The organism is Confluentibacter flavum (genome assembly GCF_002843175.1).
GTDB classification, from domain to species: Bacteria; Bacteroidota; Bacteroidia; order Flavobacteriales; family Flavobacteriaceae; genus Confluentibacter; species Confluentibacter flavum.
This window is the reverse complement of the sequence record NZ_PJEO01000021.1, coordinates 32,545-48,444: the sequence shown is the minus strand read 5'-3', so window position 1 is coordinate 48,444 and position 15,900 is coordinate 32,545. Positions and strand designations below refer to the sequence as shown.

Here is a 15,900-nt window from a genome sequence, read left to right as displayed (position 1 = left end):
GTTCTTGGTTCTGGAGACCTTGAAAGAGGCTTGGGTTTCTGACCTGAAAGGACTCAGAAACCAAGCTTCTTTCTCCGTTGTCCGATTGGGAAAGTGCCCTAATTTTTCCAGTGCCTTTTCCACTGAAAAATTACGGGCTGTTTCACAATTTATTTTTCTTTTCATAAGCCAATGTTTTTTTAGGTGTTTTTTTAATGATTTGATGATTTCACTTGTAAAGCCTTATAAACATTAGGTTTTCCAAATCATCAAAATGTCATCATTTCATCATTCTTGGTTTTTTAAAGTATTATACTGTCATCATTATTTTTTTTGATGACAAAATGATGAATAAATGATGACGGCTTTAGTTCAACAAATACAGTAGGTTTTTCACTCTGTCATCAAATCATCAAAATTTTGGGTCAAAAATGTTTTATCTACCGTAAAATAGCGTCCCTTGGCATCCGCCAAGGCGATATCGCCATCACTCCAGATCACGAATTTTTGGTAGCTGTTGGAGTTGTCCTGATTATCCAGTTTCCAATCCTTCTTCAGCAGTCTCCGCAGTTGGGTAAGATCGGTTTTCACCCGCGTCTTGTTAAGTGCCAACAGTGCATCCATTGGGCATAGATCAACGGCTTCCAAATCAAATTTTTCAATCACCCCCATCAGAATACTTGCCAGTTCCTTTTCAACCCTATTCCGATTGTTCTGTACCAATTTTGTTAAGGCGGTTGTCTTTATTTGTTGGGCAGTGAACCACATACGTGTTAAGTGTTTTGAACTTATTTTCCTGTTTGCTAGATAATAAAGGAAGGCTGGGATTTCTTCAATTAATTTTTCCAAGTAGTTGGTATGTTCTTCTTCCAGAACCGGTACTTTGATTACCCAAAACCGGGTTTCATTGGCATCAATTTTAATAAAGCTTTCTTCATTGTTACTGCAAAGGATAAACTTGCCAAAGAACTCGACCTCACGTTTGTCCTTGCCCTTAGCTTCTAGCTTGTTGATATTGGTGGTACTGAGGTATTTGATGCGCTCAGTAAGTTCCTCCTTATTAAACAGGACTTCGTCAATACATATCAACAGCTTGTTTGCCCAATCGGCATTGAACTGGCTGCTAAAACTGTCATTGGTCAGATAGGTCAGGTTGTTCTCAAAGATTTCCTTGAGCCATTTTAAAAAGGTGCTTTTTCCTGTGGAACGTTCCTTGGATACCAAGCATAATATTGGTAGTACCTGAATAGGTTTTAGATACAATAATTGTAAATAGTCCAAGCCCAATTCATAATGTTTACCAAAGATGTGTTTTGTAAATTTTAGAGATAAGGTAACGTCTCCCTCTTTGGGCACTTTGCCCAAAGGGGAGTAGATATTGTAAAAACCCAAATATTCCTGTTTAAATTCTATATGGCTTGGAATACAGGTAAAGCCATCATATTTTGGGATTTTACTCAAATGGTCTTTGCCATGATCTTGTTTGATGGTTTCCATATTCCAGTGCACTAGGATCTCGTTGAAGTGGCCGGCTATGGTTGGGGCCTTGACACGTTTGTAATAGGACGTGCCCACTCGTATATAGGGTATCTGTTTCATAAGAAGTGTTTTTGTGCCATGGGAAGTCACGGCAACTAGTTGGACTTGTTTGCTGTTGCTTTATAAAAGTTTAAGTATGCTTATTCGCCAGATTACCAGCTTGGGCGTTGTCCTTTATTTCCATTCTGGGTTCTCGCTTATGTTGAAGCAGCCAATCCACAAGCTTCTTTTTATCAAAAAAGACCATTTTACCGTTGGGTTTGGAGTGTGGAATCTTTCCGGAAGCTGTGAGCTTGTAAAGATAACTTCTGGATATACCCGTGTAATCACTGGCTTCATCAAAGGTCAATACTTCTTTGCTTCCTATAAGTAGTTTTTCTAAACGATCCAATCGTTCCAGTATTAAAATAGTGTCCATTTTTATTGTTTTTAGGTTAATAAAATGAACAAAAGCGCTTTTGTTATCCCTTATGGGATTATGGTAATAAAGGTATAAAACGGGGCTGTTGATAGAAGAAAAAAAATTAATTAGTTATTCACAAATAACTGATATACAGTATATTAAATTAAAATAAACCAATTTTTATGACAATAAAATAAAAACATTTTAATTGATAAAACTTGGCATCATTTAGCATGAAACTAAATGACCAAAAAAACGCGGTTTTTGGGAAGATTATGGGTTATTAACAATAAAAACAAAGGTTTTAATCGATTTTCGGATTTAAAAGGGCTGAATATTATATCGATGCGACTTTAATTAACTTATTGATTTATGGATTTTTTTGCATTGTTTTGTTCAATAGCATCCATTTTCAATCTCAAGGCATTCATATCTTCACTTACTTTTTTATCAATGATTTTAGCATAGTGTTGTGTCGTCCTCAAAGATTTATGCCCCAACATTTTGCTTACGGATTCAATAGGAACTCCATTGGTAAGAGTTACAGTAGTTGCAAAGGTGTGACGTGCTAAATGAAATGTTAGATTTTTATTTATTTCACATAAATCTGCAATTTCTTTGAGATAAGCATTCATTTTTTGGTTGCTTAAAACAGGAAGCAAAAGTTCAGTGTCCAAAGATTCCTGATGTACTTCGTATTTATCAATAATTGCCTGTGGGATTGAAAGAATAGGAATATTACTTCTTGTATCTGTTTTTGTTCTTTTGGTTTTAATCCAATTTTGGCCATCAATACCAATAACAATATCATTTTTGGTAAGCTTTTTTACATCTGCATAGGCCAACCCAGTAAAGCAACTAAAAATAAAGATGTCCTTAACTTGGTTCAATCGGTCAGTTGAAAAATCTTTTTCAACAATCCTTTGAATTTCGTCACTAGTTAAAAATTCCCTGTCCACAATTTTAAGTTTGGCTTTCCAATGGATAAATGGGTCTTTGCTAATCCAGTCATTGGCATAGGCAATGCGAATGATTTTTTTAAAATTCGTTATGTATTTAATTGCTGAATTGTGAGCACAGTTTCTTGTAGTTTTTAGATAATATTCAAATCCAGTAATAAACTTAAGATCTACTTCTCTAACAGGAATATCTTTAACTTGATACTCTTTTAGTATATAATCAGTAACATGCTTCATTGCCGTTTTATAGCGTTCCACTGTTCCTGCTGAAAAATCTTTGCCAATTAATTCATTAACTTGATCATTGTGTTCTTGAAAAATTGCCAAAAGCATCTTTTGATTGCTATTTTTTCCTAAGTAGACGTTTTTGATTTTTTCTGCAGTAATCAAAATGTTATTTTCAGATAGCTGTTCTTGAATTTTATTAATCTTGAGTTCTATTGAGAGTAAATATTTGTTCAATTCCCTAACATCTGGAGTAGTGCCTCTTATTTTACCTGCATCAGAATTCCATCGCGTTAATTGCACTTTACGCCTTATACTAAACTCACTTCTCTTACCATTTACAGTGATTCGTGCATATATGGGCGCATAACCGTTTTTGTCAATGTCATTTCCTCGTGGGTAGAATAGGATGGAGAATGTAGTTTGCATAGGTGCGTATTTTTTATGTACGCTAAATATACAAAAAAATTATTAATTATGATACTTTTAAAATGGATGTAAGTATCTGTATTACAGTGATTAAAGTAGTCATTCGGTGCGTAAAATAATTTTTAAAAAATACGCACCGAATCCCGCACTTTTTATTTGACATTTTATGGTTTTATTTGATATTGAATAAAATTAAAAACCCTGTAAACATTTAATTTACAGGGTTTTAGTGGAATTTGATACATTCCCAGCGGAGAAAGAGGGATTCGAACCCCCGGAGGTGTGACCCTCAACAGTTTTCAAGACTGCCGCATTCGACCGCTCTGCCATTTCTCCAAAAAAGCATGTCTCATCAGCTATTCGCTGAATGCGGGTGCAAATATAGAACCCTTTTTTATTTCTTTCAAATAAAAGCCTAACTTTTTAAAAGTTTTTTATTTAGGTGAAATAATACCCTATTTAAAATGAATTATATGAAATAAATCGACTATTGTAATAAAAAACCAAGTTTCAAATCTTATTTTTGCCTTTGTGTAACATGTATATATGGATACTATAAAACAGTTAGAATGGCGATATGCCACCAAGAAGTTTGATACAACTAAAAAACTATCAGCATCTAAATTAAACATCTTAAAGCAGGCATTCAATTTAACGGCGACGTCGTTTGGGTTGCAAACCATTAGTCTATTGGTCGTTACCAATACCGATATAAGAAAATCGCTTGTTGAGCATACTTACAAGCAATCCCAGGTTTTGGACGCTTCCCATTTATTGGTTATTTGTATTAAGGAAACCATTGACAGCAAAGATGTTAATGATTATTTTAATAACATAAGGAACATACGCGATACTTCTGAAACCATTTTAAGTCCTTATAGACAGAACCTGATTGAAACTATGGAACGCATGACTAAAAGCGAGCAACAGCAATGGTCCATGAACCAAGCCTTTATTGCCTTAGGAAATTTAATGACCGTTTGTGCCATAGAAGGGATAGATTCTTGTCCCATGGAAGGTTTCGTGACTAATAAATATGATGAGATTCTTAATTTAAAAGAACGAGGCTTAAAATCTGCTTTATTGCTTCCTGTCGGTTACAGGGCCGAAAACGATATGTTTTCTGGCTTTCTGAAAGTAAGAAAAAATATGCAAGACACCGTATTTGAATTATAAATTTATAAATTAACAATATGCCCGGATTTGAATTATTTGGTGACGCCGAAAGAAAAGAAGTCAATGATGTTTTGGATAATGGTGTTTTAATGCGTTATGGCTTTGATGGCATGCGTAATGGCCATTGGAAATCTAAAGAACTGGAAGCACAATTACAACAAACATTTAAAACAAACTATGCGCAATTAGTATCTAGTGGCACGGCAGCGGTTACCATAGCTTTGGCATCGGCGGGTGTTGGGGCAGGAGATGAGGTAATTATGCCCACATTTACATTTGTCGCTAGCTTTGAAGCTATTATGGCGTTGGGAGCTATTCCCATTTTAGTGGATATTGACGCCACACTAACCTTAGACCCCATTGCGGTAGAAAAAGCCATAACACCAAAAACCAAAGCAGTTATGGTGGTACAAATGTGCGGGAGTATGGGTAATATGGATGCTTTACAGCGCATTTGTAATGCCCATAATGTATTTTTAATTGAAGATGCTTGTCAAGCTATTGGCGGCACTTACAACAATAAACCTTTAGGAAGTATTGGTGATTTAGGTTGTTTTTCTTTTGACTTTGTTAAAACCATTACCTGTGGTGAAGGGGGCGCTGTTATTACCAATAATGAGATGTATTATTTGAATGCCGATCATTATAGCGATCATGGTCATGACCATATAGGAAATGATAGAGGTGCAGAAACACATCCTTTTTTAGGATATAATTACAGGATTTCAGAGCTTCATGCAGCCGTTGGCTTGGCTCAAATTAAAAGACTCCCCGAATTTTTAAGTATTCAAAAGAAAAATTATACCATCTTACGGGATTCATTAGCAACGATTTCAGACATCACTTTTAGAACGGTTCCTGAAGGCGGCGAAGAGAGTTATGCCTTTTTGAATTTCTTTTTACCAACTTTGGAAATAGCCCAAAACGTATCTAAAAGCTTTAAGGAAAACGGTATTGATGGTTGTTTTCATTACTATGACAACAACTGGCATTACATTAGAAAATGGGATCATTTAAAAGATTTAAAATCACTTTTTCCTATGTCTGCTGAAATTAAAGTAGGTTTAGAATATCTTAAAACCAAAGAATTCACACAATCCGACCATTATATTGGAAGAAACATCTCTTGCTTAATAAAATTGTCGTGGACGGAAACTGAGGTAAAATCCCGTGCTTCTAAAATGGTTGATATTGTAAAAGGTATTTTATAAATTAATATTTCACATAGTCAACAATTTCTAAACCATAACCAATCATGCCCACACGTTTGGTTTGTTCAGTATTAGAAATTAATCGTAGTTTATGGATGTCAATATCGTGTAATATTTGTGCGCCAATACCAAAATCCCTATTGTCCATATTGATTTTTGGTGCTTTTGTCACAACATTACTTTTTTGATTTTCCTTTAAAAAAGTTAATCTAGTTAATATGTCACTGGATTGGACTTGTTGATTGATAAAAATGATGGCACCTTTGCCAGCCTCATTAATCACATTGAACATATTATTTAACTGCTCATCCACATTATTGGTTAAGGTTCCTAAAATATCATTATTAACCAACGTGGAATTGATTCTAGTAAGCACACCTTCATCATCTCTCCATTGCCCTTTGGTTAATGCTATATGTATTTGGTTATTAGTTGTTTGATTGTAGGCTCTTAATCTAAAGCTTCCAAATCTAGTTTCGATTTGAAAGTCTTCTTTTTTCTCAATTAACGAATCGTGTTGCATTCTGTAAGCAACCAAATCTTCAATAGAAACGATTTTAAGATTCAATTTTTTTGCAACATCAACTAGCTGTGGTAACCGTGCCATGCTACCATCTTCATTCATGATTTCTACAATAACACCAGCTGGTTTTAAACCTGCTAGTCTAGCAAAATCGATAGCAGCTTCTGTATGGCCTGTACGCCTTAGTACGCCACCTTCTTTAGCTACTAAGGGGAAAATATGCCCAGGTCTTGATAAATCGTGTGGTTTGGTGTTTCCATCAATTAGTGACTTTACCGTTTTGGCTCTATCACTTGCAGAAATACCAGTAGTTACACCATGACCTCTTAAATCGACAGAGACTGTAAAGGCCGTTTCCATGTGGTCTGTATTAATAGTTACCATCATATCAAGCTGCAATTCCTTGCAACGCTTTTCGGTAAGTGGCGCACATATAAGGCCCCTGCCTTGGGTAGCCATGAAGTTGATCATTTCTGGCGTCACCTTGTCTGCAGCAGCTACAAAATCACCTTCATTTTCACGATTGGCGTCATCTACAACAATAATCACTTTTCCATTTCTAATGTCTTCAATGGCATCATGAATGGTGTTTAATTTAAATTGTTTCACGCTATGTTTTGTTTCGGTCTCAGTCATCATGTTACAAAGGTATTGCTTATTTTAAAAAATCTAAACAATTTTGTTTTAAGTCTTCCCTGATTTTAGATTTTAAAAATGGATGGGTCATCATATATAATGGTAGACCTATAATTAATAAAATTATATGTGGAATTTTTATTTTTTTGTTGATATGCTTATAAAATTGCCATAAGTTTAATACGGATTTCAGATAATACACAACAAACAATACCAGTGAAATCAAACTAAATTGTATAGAAAAAGAGGCTAGGGATGGTAATTTGTTATTTCTAAAAACAAAAAACAACACCAATAAAATAACGCCAATGCTATAAAGAACAATTGAGAATTTTGAGTGGTCATTAAAATCTTTAAACAAGGTTTGAGACTTAGGGAAATCCGCGTTGAATTTAATTTTGTCGCTTAGATCTTTAGTTTTATGACCTCTTTGGTTCAATAAATTAATAGCTTCAAAGCGAATACCTTCTTGATGCCCTAATGTGTTGTAATTGTTAATGACATCTATGAGTTTATCATCTTTTAATGAGTATAAAAACTTGTAGTCAACACTGTCATCGTCCTTAATATTAAACATTTTCTTTATAGGATCAATAATATGATCCATTTCGAACAATCCTCTATCTTCGGTGGCTCTTTTGGTGAAATAGATGCCTAGTGGTAGCATGATTAATGTGGAGACCCAAGGCGCAATGATTGGATTTAAACCACCGCTTTTAGCACTATTCGTTGCAAAAATGCCAATAAAATGATAGGTTAAAAAAATCAGAATAGCGACAATCATAGGTAGACCCATACCACCTTTTCGAATTAAAGCGCCAAGAGGCGCTCCCACGAAAAACAAAATAATACAAGCAAAACCCAATGCTAATTTTTCATGCAATGAAATGATATGCCTGTTGTAAATAATGGTATCTGTTTTTATATTGGTTTTTTTTACTTCAATAAATTGTTGATCGCTATTTAGGGTACTAACGGATGTTCTTACAAACTGAACTTTTTTATTTGTTGTGAATAAATCTAGAATATTTCCAGTGAATATGGAATCAGATTTAACTGTTATGCTGTCTTTTAATTGGTTTCTTTTTGTAATAGCAGCAGCGTTTTTATCAATGTTACTGCGTAGGTAAAGTGATTTGGAAAAAAGTTGCTGCTCATCTTCATGTTTATTAGTAAGTGAATCCAACGTATAATCTAGGCCACTAATATTTAACATGTTATATTTATCGGTTAAAGATTTATCGTCTAAGTCTACATTATGCATTTGCGATAAATCGATGTTTATGGTATATATTTTAAACGTGCTTTTGGCAAACGGTTTTTTTTGTCTTTCAGTAACATCTTTGGGTAGTAAGTCATTATAATAATTACCATCTTTAAGAACCAGTTTCAGTACACTTGATTTTTCATCACTTATAAGTTCGCCTGTTTTAGATTTTATGGTTTCGGCAATTCTTCTACCAGCGGCGTCTTTTATATGGATGGTCACATTTTTTAAGTATCTGTCATTATCACCACTTTTATCTTCAACTTTAATATTATAGCTGCCAACTTCATTAAACTGGCCTTTAGCAATGGCCATAGCTGGTTTTAACTTTGCAATATTTGTGCGAAGATTGAAAGAGTTGTACTCTGCCCAAGGAATGACATTGTTAGCAAATAGAAATGTTGTAAACCCGAGAATGACTATAAAAACACTCAGCCTAGACATGGCTCGTTGGAGCGAAATGCCTGTAGATTTCATTGCGGCAAACTCATAGTTTTCGGCAAAACTTCCAAAAACCATAATTGATGCCAATAATATTGTAAGGGGCAATACAAGGGGGATAAGTTTTGGTAAAAAATAAAAAAGGAATTTAAATATGACCCAAATATCCAAATCCTTTCCAGCTAATTCCCTTATATACAGCCAAATGGTTTGTAGTGCAAAAATTAGTATGAGAATGGAAAACACACTAATAAAAGTTTTGAGGTACGTTGTTAGTATGTAGCGGTCTAATATTTTCACACGTAATTAACCTAATCTAGTTTATTGATGTAGTAGTCTTTGTACTTATTGGCATCAAAGTTAAATAAGGTTTTTGATAATGGCTCATTTGTTTTAAAAGAATTAACGGTCAGCGTTGTTTTAGTACCATTTTTCCCTATTTGTATGAGTGTATAAATATGTTTTGTTTGTGCATCAACCCCTAAAAGAATATAATTAATCTCGGAATTTGAATCAATAGGCGTCAGTTTTACATATTGAATTTTTCTGCCTTGCACATTTTGTTCTATATCTAATGCATAGGTATAGCCATCTTCATAAAATGACAGCATTTTACTGGGCGTAATATTGTCTTCAGAATCTTCATTTTGCGAAGAAATAGTGACTTCTTCATCTTCAGGGCTGATGCTATACAGTTTTTTACCATCAAAAAGACGTGTCACACCAAGTATGTTCAATTTATATTTATCTCCTTGTAAAACCACATCGCCACGTGTTTCTTGCTTTATTTTTTCAGCCGTATTTTCTAAAACATATTTAAAATCGATGGAAATGTTTTGGTAGCTTTTTACTTTTTGGGATACGTCGTTTAAAAGCGCCTTGCCTTTATTTTGGGAAAAACTATTAAGGGCTAGTGTTAAAAATAATAAGGTTATGGTGTTTCTAATGTTCATTTTTTTATTTATAAAATTTCATTTTCTAAAAACTTGTCTAAAGATGTTAAATCTGTTATTAAAACCTGTCTGGCTTTACTGCCTTCAAACGGCCCTACAATACCGGCAGCTTCTAATTGATCGATTAATCGTCCGGCACGGTTATAGCCTAATTTTAATTTACGCTGAAGCAAAGAAGCAGAGCCTTGTTGCGCTTGCACGATAACTATAGCTGCATCTCTAAAAAGTTTATCTCTTTCTGAGATGTCTATATCAATACTCATGCCACTTTCCTCCCCAACATATTCGGGTAGGGCATAGGCTTCTGGATATGCTTTTTGAGACCCTATAAAGTCTGTTAGTCTCTCAACTTCGGGTGTGTCAATAAATGCACATTGCACTCTAGTGACATCATTTCCTTGGGTAAATAACATATCACCGCGACCAATAAGTTGGTCGGCACCAGAACTATCTAAAATAGTTCTTGAATCTATTTTAGAGGTTACCCTGAACGCTATTCTGGCAGGGAAATTCGCTTTAATAATACCTGTTATCACGTTTACGGATGGTCTTTGAGTGGCAATGATTAAATGAATCCCAATGGCACGCGCTAATTGTGCCAGTCTGGCAATGGGCGTTTCTACTTCCTTTCCAGCCGTCATAATTAAATCGGCAAACTCATCCACCACCAAAACAATATATGGTAAAAATTGGTGGCCTTCATTCGGATTTAACTTCCGTGCTTTAAATTTCACATTGTATTCCGCTATGTTTCTGCAAAGGGCATTTTTAAGCAATTCATAACGGTTATCCATTTCAATACATAAGGAATTTAAGGTGTTGATAACCTTTGTATTGTCCGTTATAATAGCATCTTCGCTATCTGGTAATTTTGCTAAATAATGACGTTCTATTTTATTAAAAAGTGTTAGTTCTACCTTTTTCGGGTCCACCAACACAAATTTAACTTCAGCAGGATGTTTTTTATAAAGTAACGATGTTAGAACGGCATTTAATCCGACCGATTTACCTTGTCCTGTAGCACCCGCCATAAGTAAATGCGGCATTTTTGCTAAATCTACCACCAAGGTTTCGTTGCTAATGGTTTTTCCTAAAGCAATAGGAAGTTGCATATCGGAACTTTGAAACCTTTTAGACGCTATGACCGAGCGCATGGAAACAACCGTGGCATTCTTATTAGGCACTTCTATGCCAATAGTGCCTTTGCCAGGAATAGGGGCAATAATACGTATGCCAAGTGCAGAAAGCGACAGGGCAATATCGTCTTCTAAATTTTTAATTTTTGAAATCCGAATCCCAGCATCTGGAACAATTTCATAGAGTGTCACCGTCGGACCAATGGTGGCCTTAATACTGGCAATTCCAATACTGTAATTTTTTAGGGTATCTACAATTTTATTTTTATTGTCCTCTAATTCTTCTTGGTTAATGGTAATACTTTCTGAATCGTATTTTGTTAACAGGTCTAGAGGTGGAAACTGATAATTTCCAAGTTCTAGTGTTGGGTCAAACTGACCGAAGTCTTCTACTAATTTATTGGCGAGATTATCTGTTTCAGAAAGTTCTTCTTTGACTTTAACCACTTTCATTTCCAATGCTTCTAATTCAATGTCGTCTTCATCAGCAACAACATGTACCTTTAATTTAGATGCGGTGTCTTTTGTAACAACTTTTTCTTTGGTAATGTCTTCTGCTTCCAAAGCTAAATCAAAAGCAGATTTAATATCTTCAGCTTCAACAGATAAATTATTGTCAAATGCAATGGAAAACTCATCTTCCTCATCATTCGAAAATTCTTCTTTAATATCTTTTTTCGCAAACGAAAACAGTTTGGCAATACTTTCAAACGTTAATTTAAAGCGAATGGCTAAATAAGCTATTAAACAAAATAATAGAACTAATATGGTGCCTATGATGCCAATATAATCCTGTAAATATGAATTTAACTCAAATCCTATAGCACCACCAAGATTATCATTTAGACTGACAAAAAAACCAAAAAAAACAGATAGCCAAATAATGACTATAAGTCCCCAAAACCAATGTTTTCTGAGTTTGGCTTTGTCGATATCCATCAAAACATAAAGACCGGAAAGGAAAATAAGGACAGAGAATATGAATGAAGAAATTCCAAATCCACGATGTATAAAAAAATCACTTAACCAAGCACCACTTTTGCTTAACCAATTTTTGGATACGGTGTCTCTTGATGCAAAATTTGACAAACTACTTTGGTCTGCTTCACCTGTAAAAAAGAAGGAGACAAAAGCTATAAATAGCAAAATACCAAAAATGGCTAAAAAGCTTCCTAATACCAGTTTTTGCTGGCTAGACAACTTAAAGCTTGGCATTTTATAGGGTTTTTTAGGTGTTTTTTTAGTTTCGGTTTTTTTCTTCGCCATCAATGCGCTGTTAGTTTAAACAAAAATACAAATTACTAACGTTTATCCTAAAGGTAATAGTATTTTAAAAATTTTAGGAATGTATATTATAAGACCAGCAACAATGGCGAATACAGCTGCTAAAAATACAGCACCAGCCGCTATGTCTTTTATGATTCCTATTTTTTTATGATGTTCTGGGTGAATAAAATTCGCCATTTCTTCAATAGCTGTATTAATGCCCTCAATACTAATAACCAACCCAATAGCCAAACATTGTATAAGCCATTCCGTTGTTGATATTTGATAATAAAATCCAGCAGCAGTTACGGTGATTCCTATTGCGAACTGCACTTTAATGCTCGGCTCGGTTTTCAAAAGAAACAAAGCCCCTTTAAAAGCGTAACCAATACTTTTTATTCTATTAGCTAAGAAAGTTTCTTTTTTATTCATTAATCAAAGCTTTTAGGGCTGCCTCATAATTTGGTTCTTGACCAATTTCTGGAACTTGCTCGGTATATGTAATTTCATTTCCACCTAATGTTATAATTGTCATAAAGATGTTTATTTTTTTTAAGGCTTAAAAATAGACATTACTAGGTAATAAATGGAGATGATTTAAAATAATATTCAAACACTAAAAATAGAAAGTAAGCCTTGTTATTACAGGAGTTAATCTAATAATTGACTTTTTTGTTGTATTAACATTGTGTTAATACAACAAATTTTTTTAAAACCGATGTTTATTAATGTTTGTTAGTGTTGGTGTAATCTATTTTTTTAATCAAAAAACATAAAACTTAAAATCGGAATTAGTCAAAAAAAAAGCCATTTCAATTTTTCTGAAATGGCTTTTTTGATAATTGATTTTGAGTTTTTTTACTTGTCAATAGACCCTAAAACACGTTGCATAAACATATTTAAAGCTTCTTTTTTAGGCGTGCCCTCTTTTATCATTTTGTTCACTTCTAGGGCACCATACATGTTTGAGATAAGTTCACCTATAACATCTAATTCTTCATCTTTTAATGAAGGTACTTCAGTTAATGCCTCAAGGGTTTCAATGGTTTCAACCACAAAGTCCTCATCGTTATCCTCAATAAATTGAGTAAGATGTTTAATTACTGGTAACTTCATTGACTAAATCGTTTAAAACTTCAAATTTATTCGTCTGAACTTGATTAACAAAAGCACCATTTTTAAAAGTAGCAAATGTTGGTAAATTGTCCACTGTTGCTAATTTTCTTGAATTTGGAAATTTTTCAGCATCGGCTATTACAAACTTAGCATGCTCATTTTCTGAAGCTAATTTTTTAAATTTAGGCTTCATAATTCGGCAGTTCCCACACCAAGTTGCAGCATATTGAACAACAACTGTATCGTTACTATTTATAATCTCTTGTAAGTTATCTTCTGATAATTCTTCCATTTTCAATATTTTTTGTTTATTAGTGAGAGGCTAAATAACTAGCTACACCATTTCTGTTAGCACTCATCGCATCTTTACCTTCTTCCCAGTTCGCAGGACAAACTTCACCATGTTTTTGATTGTGGGCTAAGGCATCAATAAGACGTAAATACTCATTTACATTTCTACCTAAAGGCATGTTGTTAACGCTTTCATGTTGTACTAAGCCATTTTCGTCAATTAAATAGGTCGCTCTATAAGTAACATTATCACCTTCTAATAAAACTGTACCGGTTTCTTCATCATAGGTTTCTTTGGTGATATCTAAAATGCCTAAGATACTTGAAAGATTTCTATTAGTGTCTGCAAGTATAGGATAGGTAACACCTTCAATGCCACCATTATCTTTTGATGTGTTTAACCAAGCGAAATGAACTTCTGGAGTATCACAAGAAGCACCAATAAGAATTGTGTTTCTTTTTTCAAACTCACCAATAGCCGCTTGAAAAGCGTGTAATTCGGTCGGACAAACAAAAGTAAAATCTTTTGGATACCAGAATAAAAGTACTTTTTTGTTATTGTTAACAGCTTCTTCTAGAACGTTTACTTTAAAAGTATCGCCCATATCATTCATGGCGTCAACGTTTAAATTTGGGAATTTTTTTCCAACTAATGTCATATGTATTTGTTTTTTTAATTATTATTTGATTTGGTGCAAAATTAGGGTAACAATACAGTCTTTTTAATAAATATTAATTATTAAATTTTATAAGATGATAGATTTTTAATATGGAAACAATAAACACCCGCTTGCTTTGGTAATTAGATAAAATATGGCGCAAGAAAATATAAACTTGTTAAATCAGTAGGTTTTTTGATGAGAAATTATTTAGATGTCAGCATTTTTATTTTTATTCTAAATGCAGCAAATAATAATGTCATAAACGGACTCAACCAATTGAAAATGGCATAACCAGCATAGTGTAAGGTATCAACCCCTAAAACACTGCTTTGATAAGCGCCACAGGTATTCCAAGGCACTAAAACAGATGTTACAGTACCACTATCTTCTAATGTTCTTGATAGATTTTCTGGTGCAAGGCCTTTATCTTTAAATGCTTTAGCGTACATTTTACCCGGCACAACAATAGATAGGTATTGATCGCTTGCGGTTATATTAATAGTCAAACAACTAGCTACCGTACTTGCAAATAAACCAAAAGTGGTATGGAATAATTTTAAAAGTGCTGTGCTTATGGTAGTCAATGCACCAATGGCATCCATAATTCCACCAAATACCATAGCGCATAATATTAACCAAATAGTCCCCAACATTTTACTCATACCACCAGAGGTGAATAATCCTTTTAAAGCTTCGTTGTCTGTTGGTATGGATGTTTCAACCGTAATGGCATTCATCATGCCTTTGTAGCCAGTGGAAAAGTCTAAAGTTGTACCACCACCAATAGCTGTTATGATGTTTGGCTGAAAAATAAGAGCTGCTATGCCACCCAATAAGGTACCAATTAAAAGAGCAATCAATGGCGATGTTTTTTTAACAATTAAAAAAATAACCAGTATAGGCACTACAAATAACCAAGGACTCACATTAATGGATTTTTCAAGGGCTTCTAACAGCGTATTTGTATCTGCTACTCCTTTGGTTTTTAGGTTTAGACCAATGATGACAAAAACAATCAAGGTAATGACAATGGTTGGCGTTGTTGTATAAAGCATGTATCGAATATGTGTAAACAAATCGGTTCCAGCCATTGCCGGCGCTAAATTTGTAGTATCACTCATAGGAGAAATTTTATCTCCAAAATAAGAGCCGGACAAGACAGCACCTGCCGTCATGCCCAATGGTACTCCCAAAGCATCGGCAATGCCAATAAGCGCAATACCGACCGTAGCAGACGTGGTCCAGCTACTTCCTGTGGCTACTGAAATAATAGCACAAATAATGACGCAAGCAGCCAAAAATATCGTTGGGTTTAAAACTTGCAAACCATAATAAATCATGGTTGGAATAATGCCACTTATAAGCCAAGTGCCTGCAAGAGCTCCAACCATGAGTAAGATAAGAAGAGCACCAGTAGTCGATTTAATATTTTCGGCAACTTCTTCCATCATTTGTGCAAAAGTCACCTTATTAAAAAAGCCTACAATAGCTGCTACAGCACCACCGAGTAATAATATAAACTGATTTGAGCCACTCAATGCATCATTTCCAAAAACAAAGACATTGTAAGCCAGCATGCCAACAAGCACAAATACAGGAATTAGGGCTTCCCAAATATTTAATTGTTTGTTTTCAACTATATGTTCGTCTTGTGGTAGTGTTGGCTTTATGTTTTGGCTATCCATGTA

14 protein-coding genes and 1 tRNA gene are annotated in these 15,900 nt (G+C 34.4%); 2 read left to right on the top strand and 13 right to left on the bottom strand.

Annotated elements, in window-relative coordinates; all coding sequences use genetic code 11:
- Positions 1 to 372 precede the first annotated feature (372 nt).
- The 4 genes from CSW08_RS07615 to CSW08_RS07600 all read right to left on the bottom strand — a co-directional run bounded on the left by CSW08_RS07615 (position 373) and on the right by CSW08_RS07600 (position 3,870).
- Positions 373 to 1,578, bottom strand: coding sequence for a primase-helicase family protein (locus CSW08_RS07615; protein WP_106659314.1), 1,206 nt, complete (start codon positions 1,576 to 1,578; stop codon positions 373 to 375).
- 70 nt (positions 1,579 to 1,648) lie between these two features.
- Positions 1,649 to 1,936: a helix-turn-helix domain-containing protein gene (locus CSW08_RS07610; RefSeq protein WP_106659313.1), complete on the bottom strand. Its 288-nt coding sequence runs from the start codon at positions 1,934 to 1,936 to the stop codon at positions 1,649 to 1,651.
- A gap of 347 nt (positions 1,937 to 2,283) precedes the next feature.
- Positions 2,284 to 3,534, bottom strand: coding sequence for a site-specific integrase (locus tag CSW08_RS07605; RefSeq protein ID WP_106659312.1), 1,251 nt, complete (start codon positions 3,532 to 3,534; stop codon positions 2,284 to 2,286).
- Positions 3,535 to 3,785: 251 nt separating this feature from the next.
- A tRNA-Ser gene (locus CSW08_RS07600) sits at positions 3,786 to 3,870 on the bottom strand.
- 210 nt (positions 3,871 to 4,080) lie between these two features.
- On the opposite strand from CSW08_RS07600, the gene CSW08_RS07595 reads away from it, so the two are divergent.
- A complete protein-coding gene (locus CSW08_RS07595) occupies positions 4,081 to 4,710 on the top strand; it encodes an NAD(P)H-dependent oxidoreductase (RefSeq protein ID WP_106659311.1) in 630 nt (209 codons plus the stop codon).
- A gap of 17 nt (positions 4,711 to 4,727) precedes the next feature.
- Positions 4,728 to 5,921, top strand: coding sequence for a DegT/DnrJ/EryC1/StrS family aminotransferase (locus CSW08_RS07590; protein WP_106659310.1), 1,194 nt, complete (start codon positions 4,728 to 4,730; stop codon positions 5,919 to 5,921).
- Between the two features lies 1 nt (position 5,922).
- Here CSW08_RS07590 and ribB read toward each other — a convergent pair whose 3' ends face one another.
- The 9 genes from ribB to nhaC form a co-directional block, all read right to left on the bottom strand.
- Positions 5,923 to 7,083: a 3,4-dihydroxy-2-butanone-4-phosphate synthase gene (ribB, locus tag CSW08_RS07585; RefSeq protein WP_106659309.1), complete on the bottom strand. Its 1,161-nt coding sequence runs from the start codon at positions 7,081 to 7,083 to the stop codon at positions 5,923 to 5,925.
- Positions 7,084 to 7,099: 16 nt separating this feature from the next.
- Positions 7,100 to 9,088, bottom strand: coding sequence for an LptF/LptG family permease (locus CSW08_RS07580; RefSeq protein ID WP_106659308.1), 1,989 nt, complete (start codon positions 9,086 to 9,088; stop codon positions 7,100 to 7,102).
- Positions 9,089 to 9,099: 11 nt separating this feature from the next.
- Positions 9,100 to 9,741, bottom strand: coding sequence for a LolA family protein (locus tag CSW08_RS07575; protein ID WP_106659307.1), 642 nt, complete (start codon positions 9,739 to 9,741; stop codon positions 9,100 to 9,102).
- Positions 9,742 to 9,749: 8 nt separating this feature from the next.
- On the bottom strand, positions 9,750 to 12,143 hold the full coding sequence (locus CSW08_RS07570; RefSeq protein WP_106659306.1) for a DNA translocase FtsK: 2,394 nt from the start codon (positions 12,141 to 12,143) through the stop codon (positions 9,750 to 9,752).
- A 42-nt stretch (positions 12,144 to 12,185) separates the two neighbouring features.
- The gene (locus tag CSW08_RS07565) at positions 12,186 to 12,575 is read right to left on the bottom strand and encodes a diacylglycerol kinase (RefSeq protein ID WP_106659305.1); all 390 of its coding nucleotides are present in this window, start codon (positions 12,573 to 12,575) and stop codon (positions 12,186 to 12,188) included.
- Between the two features lie 426 nt (positions 12,576 to 13,001).
- A complete protein-coding gene (locus CSW08_RS07560; protein WP_106659304.1) occupies positions 13,002 to 13,259 on the bottom strand; it encodes a DUF6952 family protein in 258 nt (85 codons plus the stop codon).
- Positions 13,240 to 13,551, bottom strand: a complete 312-nt coding sequence (locus CSW08_RS07555) for a thioredoxin family protein (protein ID WP_106659303.1) — start codon at positions 13,549 to 13,551, stop codon at positions 13,240 to 13,242. The genes CSW08_RS07560 and CSW08_RS07555 overlap by 20 nt, the downstream gene beginning before the upstream one ends.
- A gap of 19 nt (positions 13,552 to 13,570) precedes the next feature.
- Entirely contained in the window at positions 13,571 to 14,209 is a 639-nt protein-coding gene (locus CSW08_RS07550) for a peroxiredoxin (RefSeq protein ID WP_106659302.1), read from the bottom strand.
- 206 nt (positions 14,210 to 14,415) lie between these two features.
- Positions 14,416 to 15,897 (bottom strand): Na+/H+ antiporter NhaC, encoded by a 1,482-nt coding sequence (gene nhaC / locus CSW08_RS07545; RefSeq protein WP_106659301.1) that lies wholly within the window; start codon positions 15,895 to 15,897, stop codon positions 14,416 to 14,418.
- Positions 15,898 to 15,900: the final 3 nt, after the last annotated feature.

Bases quoted from the DNA above. Each gene is read 5' to 3' on its own strand.
- CSW08_RS07615 (WP_106659314.1), bottom strand. From the start codon at position 1,578: ATGAAACAGATACCCTATATACGAGTGGGCACGTCCTATTACAAACGT.
- CSW08_RS07610 (WP_106659313.1), bottom strand. From the start codon at position 1,936: ATGGACACTATTTTAATACTGGAACGATTGGATCGTTTAGAAAAACTA.
- CSW08_RS07605 (WP_106659312.1), bottom strand. From the start codon at position 3,534: ATGCAAACTACATTCTCCATCCTATTCTACCCACGAGGAAATGACATT.
- CSW08_RS07595 (WP_106659311.1), top strand. From the start codon at position 4,081: ATGGATACTATAAAACAGTTAGAATGGCGATATGCCACCAAGAAGTTT.
- CSW08_RS07590 (WP_106659310.1), top strand. From the start codon at position 4,728: ATGCCCGGATTTGAATTATTTGGTGACGCCGAAAGAAAAGAAGTCAAT.
- ribB (WP_106659309.1), bottom strand. From the start codon at position 7,083: ATGATGACTGAGACCGAAACAAAACATAGCGTGAAACAATTTAAATTA.
- CSW08_RS07575 (WP_106659307.1), bottom strand. From the start codon at position 9,741: ATGAACATTAGAAACACCATAACCTTATTATTTTTAACACTAGCCCTT.
- CSW08_RS07570 (WP_106659306.1), bottom strand. From the start codon at position 12,143: ATGGCGAAGAAAAAAACCGAAACTAAAAAAACACCTAAAAAACCCTAT.
- CSW08_RS07565 (WP_106659305.1), bottom strand. From the start codon at position 12,575: ATGAATAAAAAAGAAACTTTCTTAGCTAATAGAATAAAAAGTATTGGT.
- CSW08_RS07560 (WP_106659304.1), bottom strand. From the start codon at position 13,259: ATGAAGTTACCAGTAATTAAACATCTTACTCAATTTATTGAGGATAAC.
- CSW08_RS07555 (WP_106659303.1), bottom strand. From the start codon at position 13,551: ATGGAAGAATTATCAGAAGATAACTTACAAGAGATTATAAATAGTAAC.
- CSW08_RS07550 (WP_106659302.1), bottom strand. From the start codon at position 14,209: ATGACATTAGTTGGAAAAAAATTCCCAAATTTAAACGTTGACGCCATG.
- nhaC (WP_106659301.1), bottom strand. From the start codon at position 15,897: ATGGATAGCCAAAACATAAAGCCAACACTACCACAAGACGAACATATA.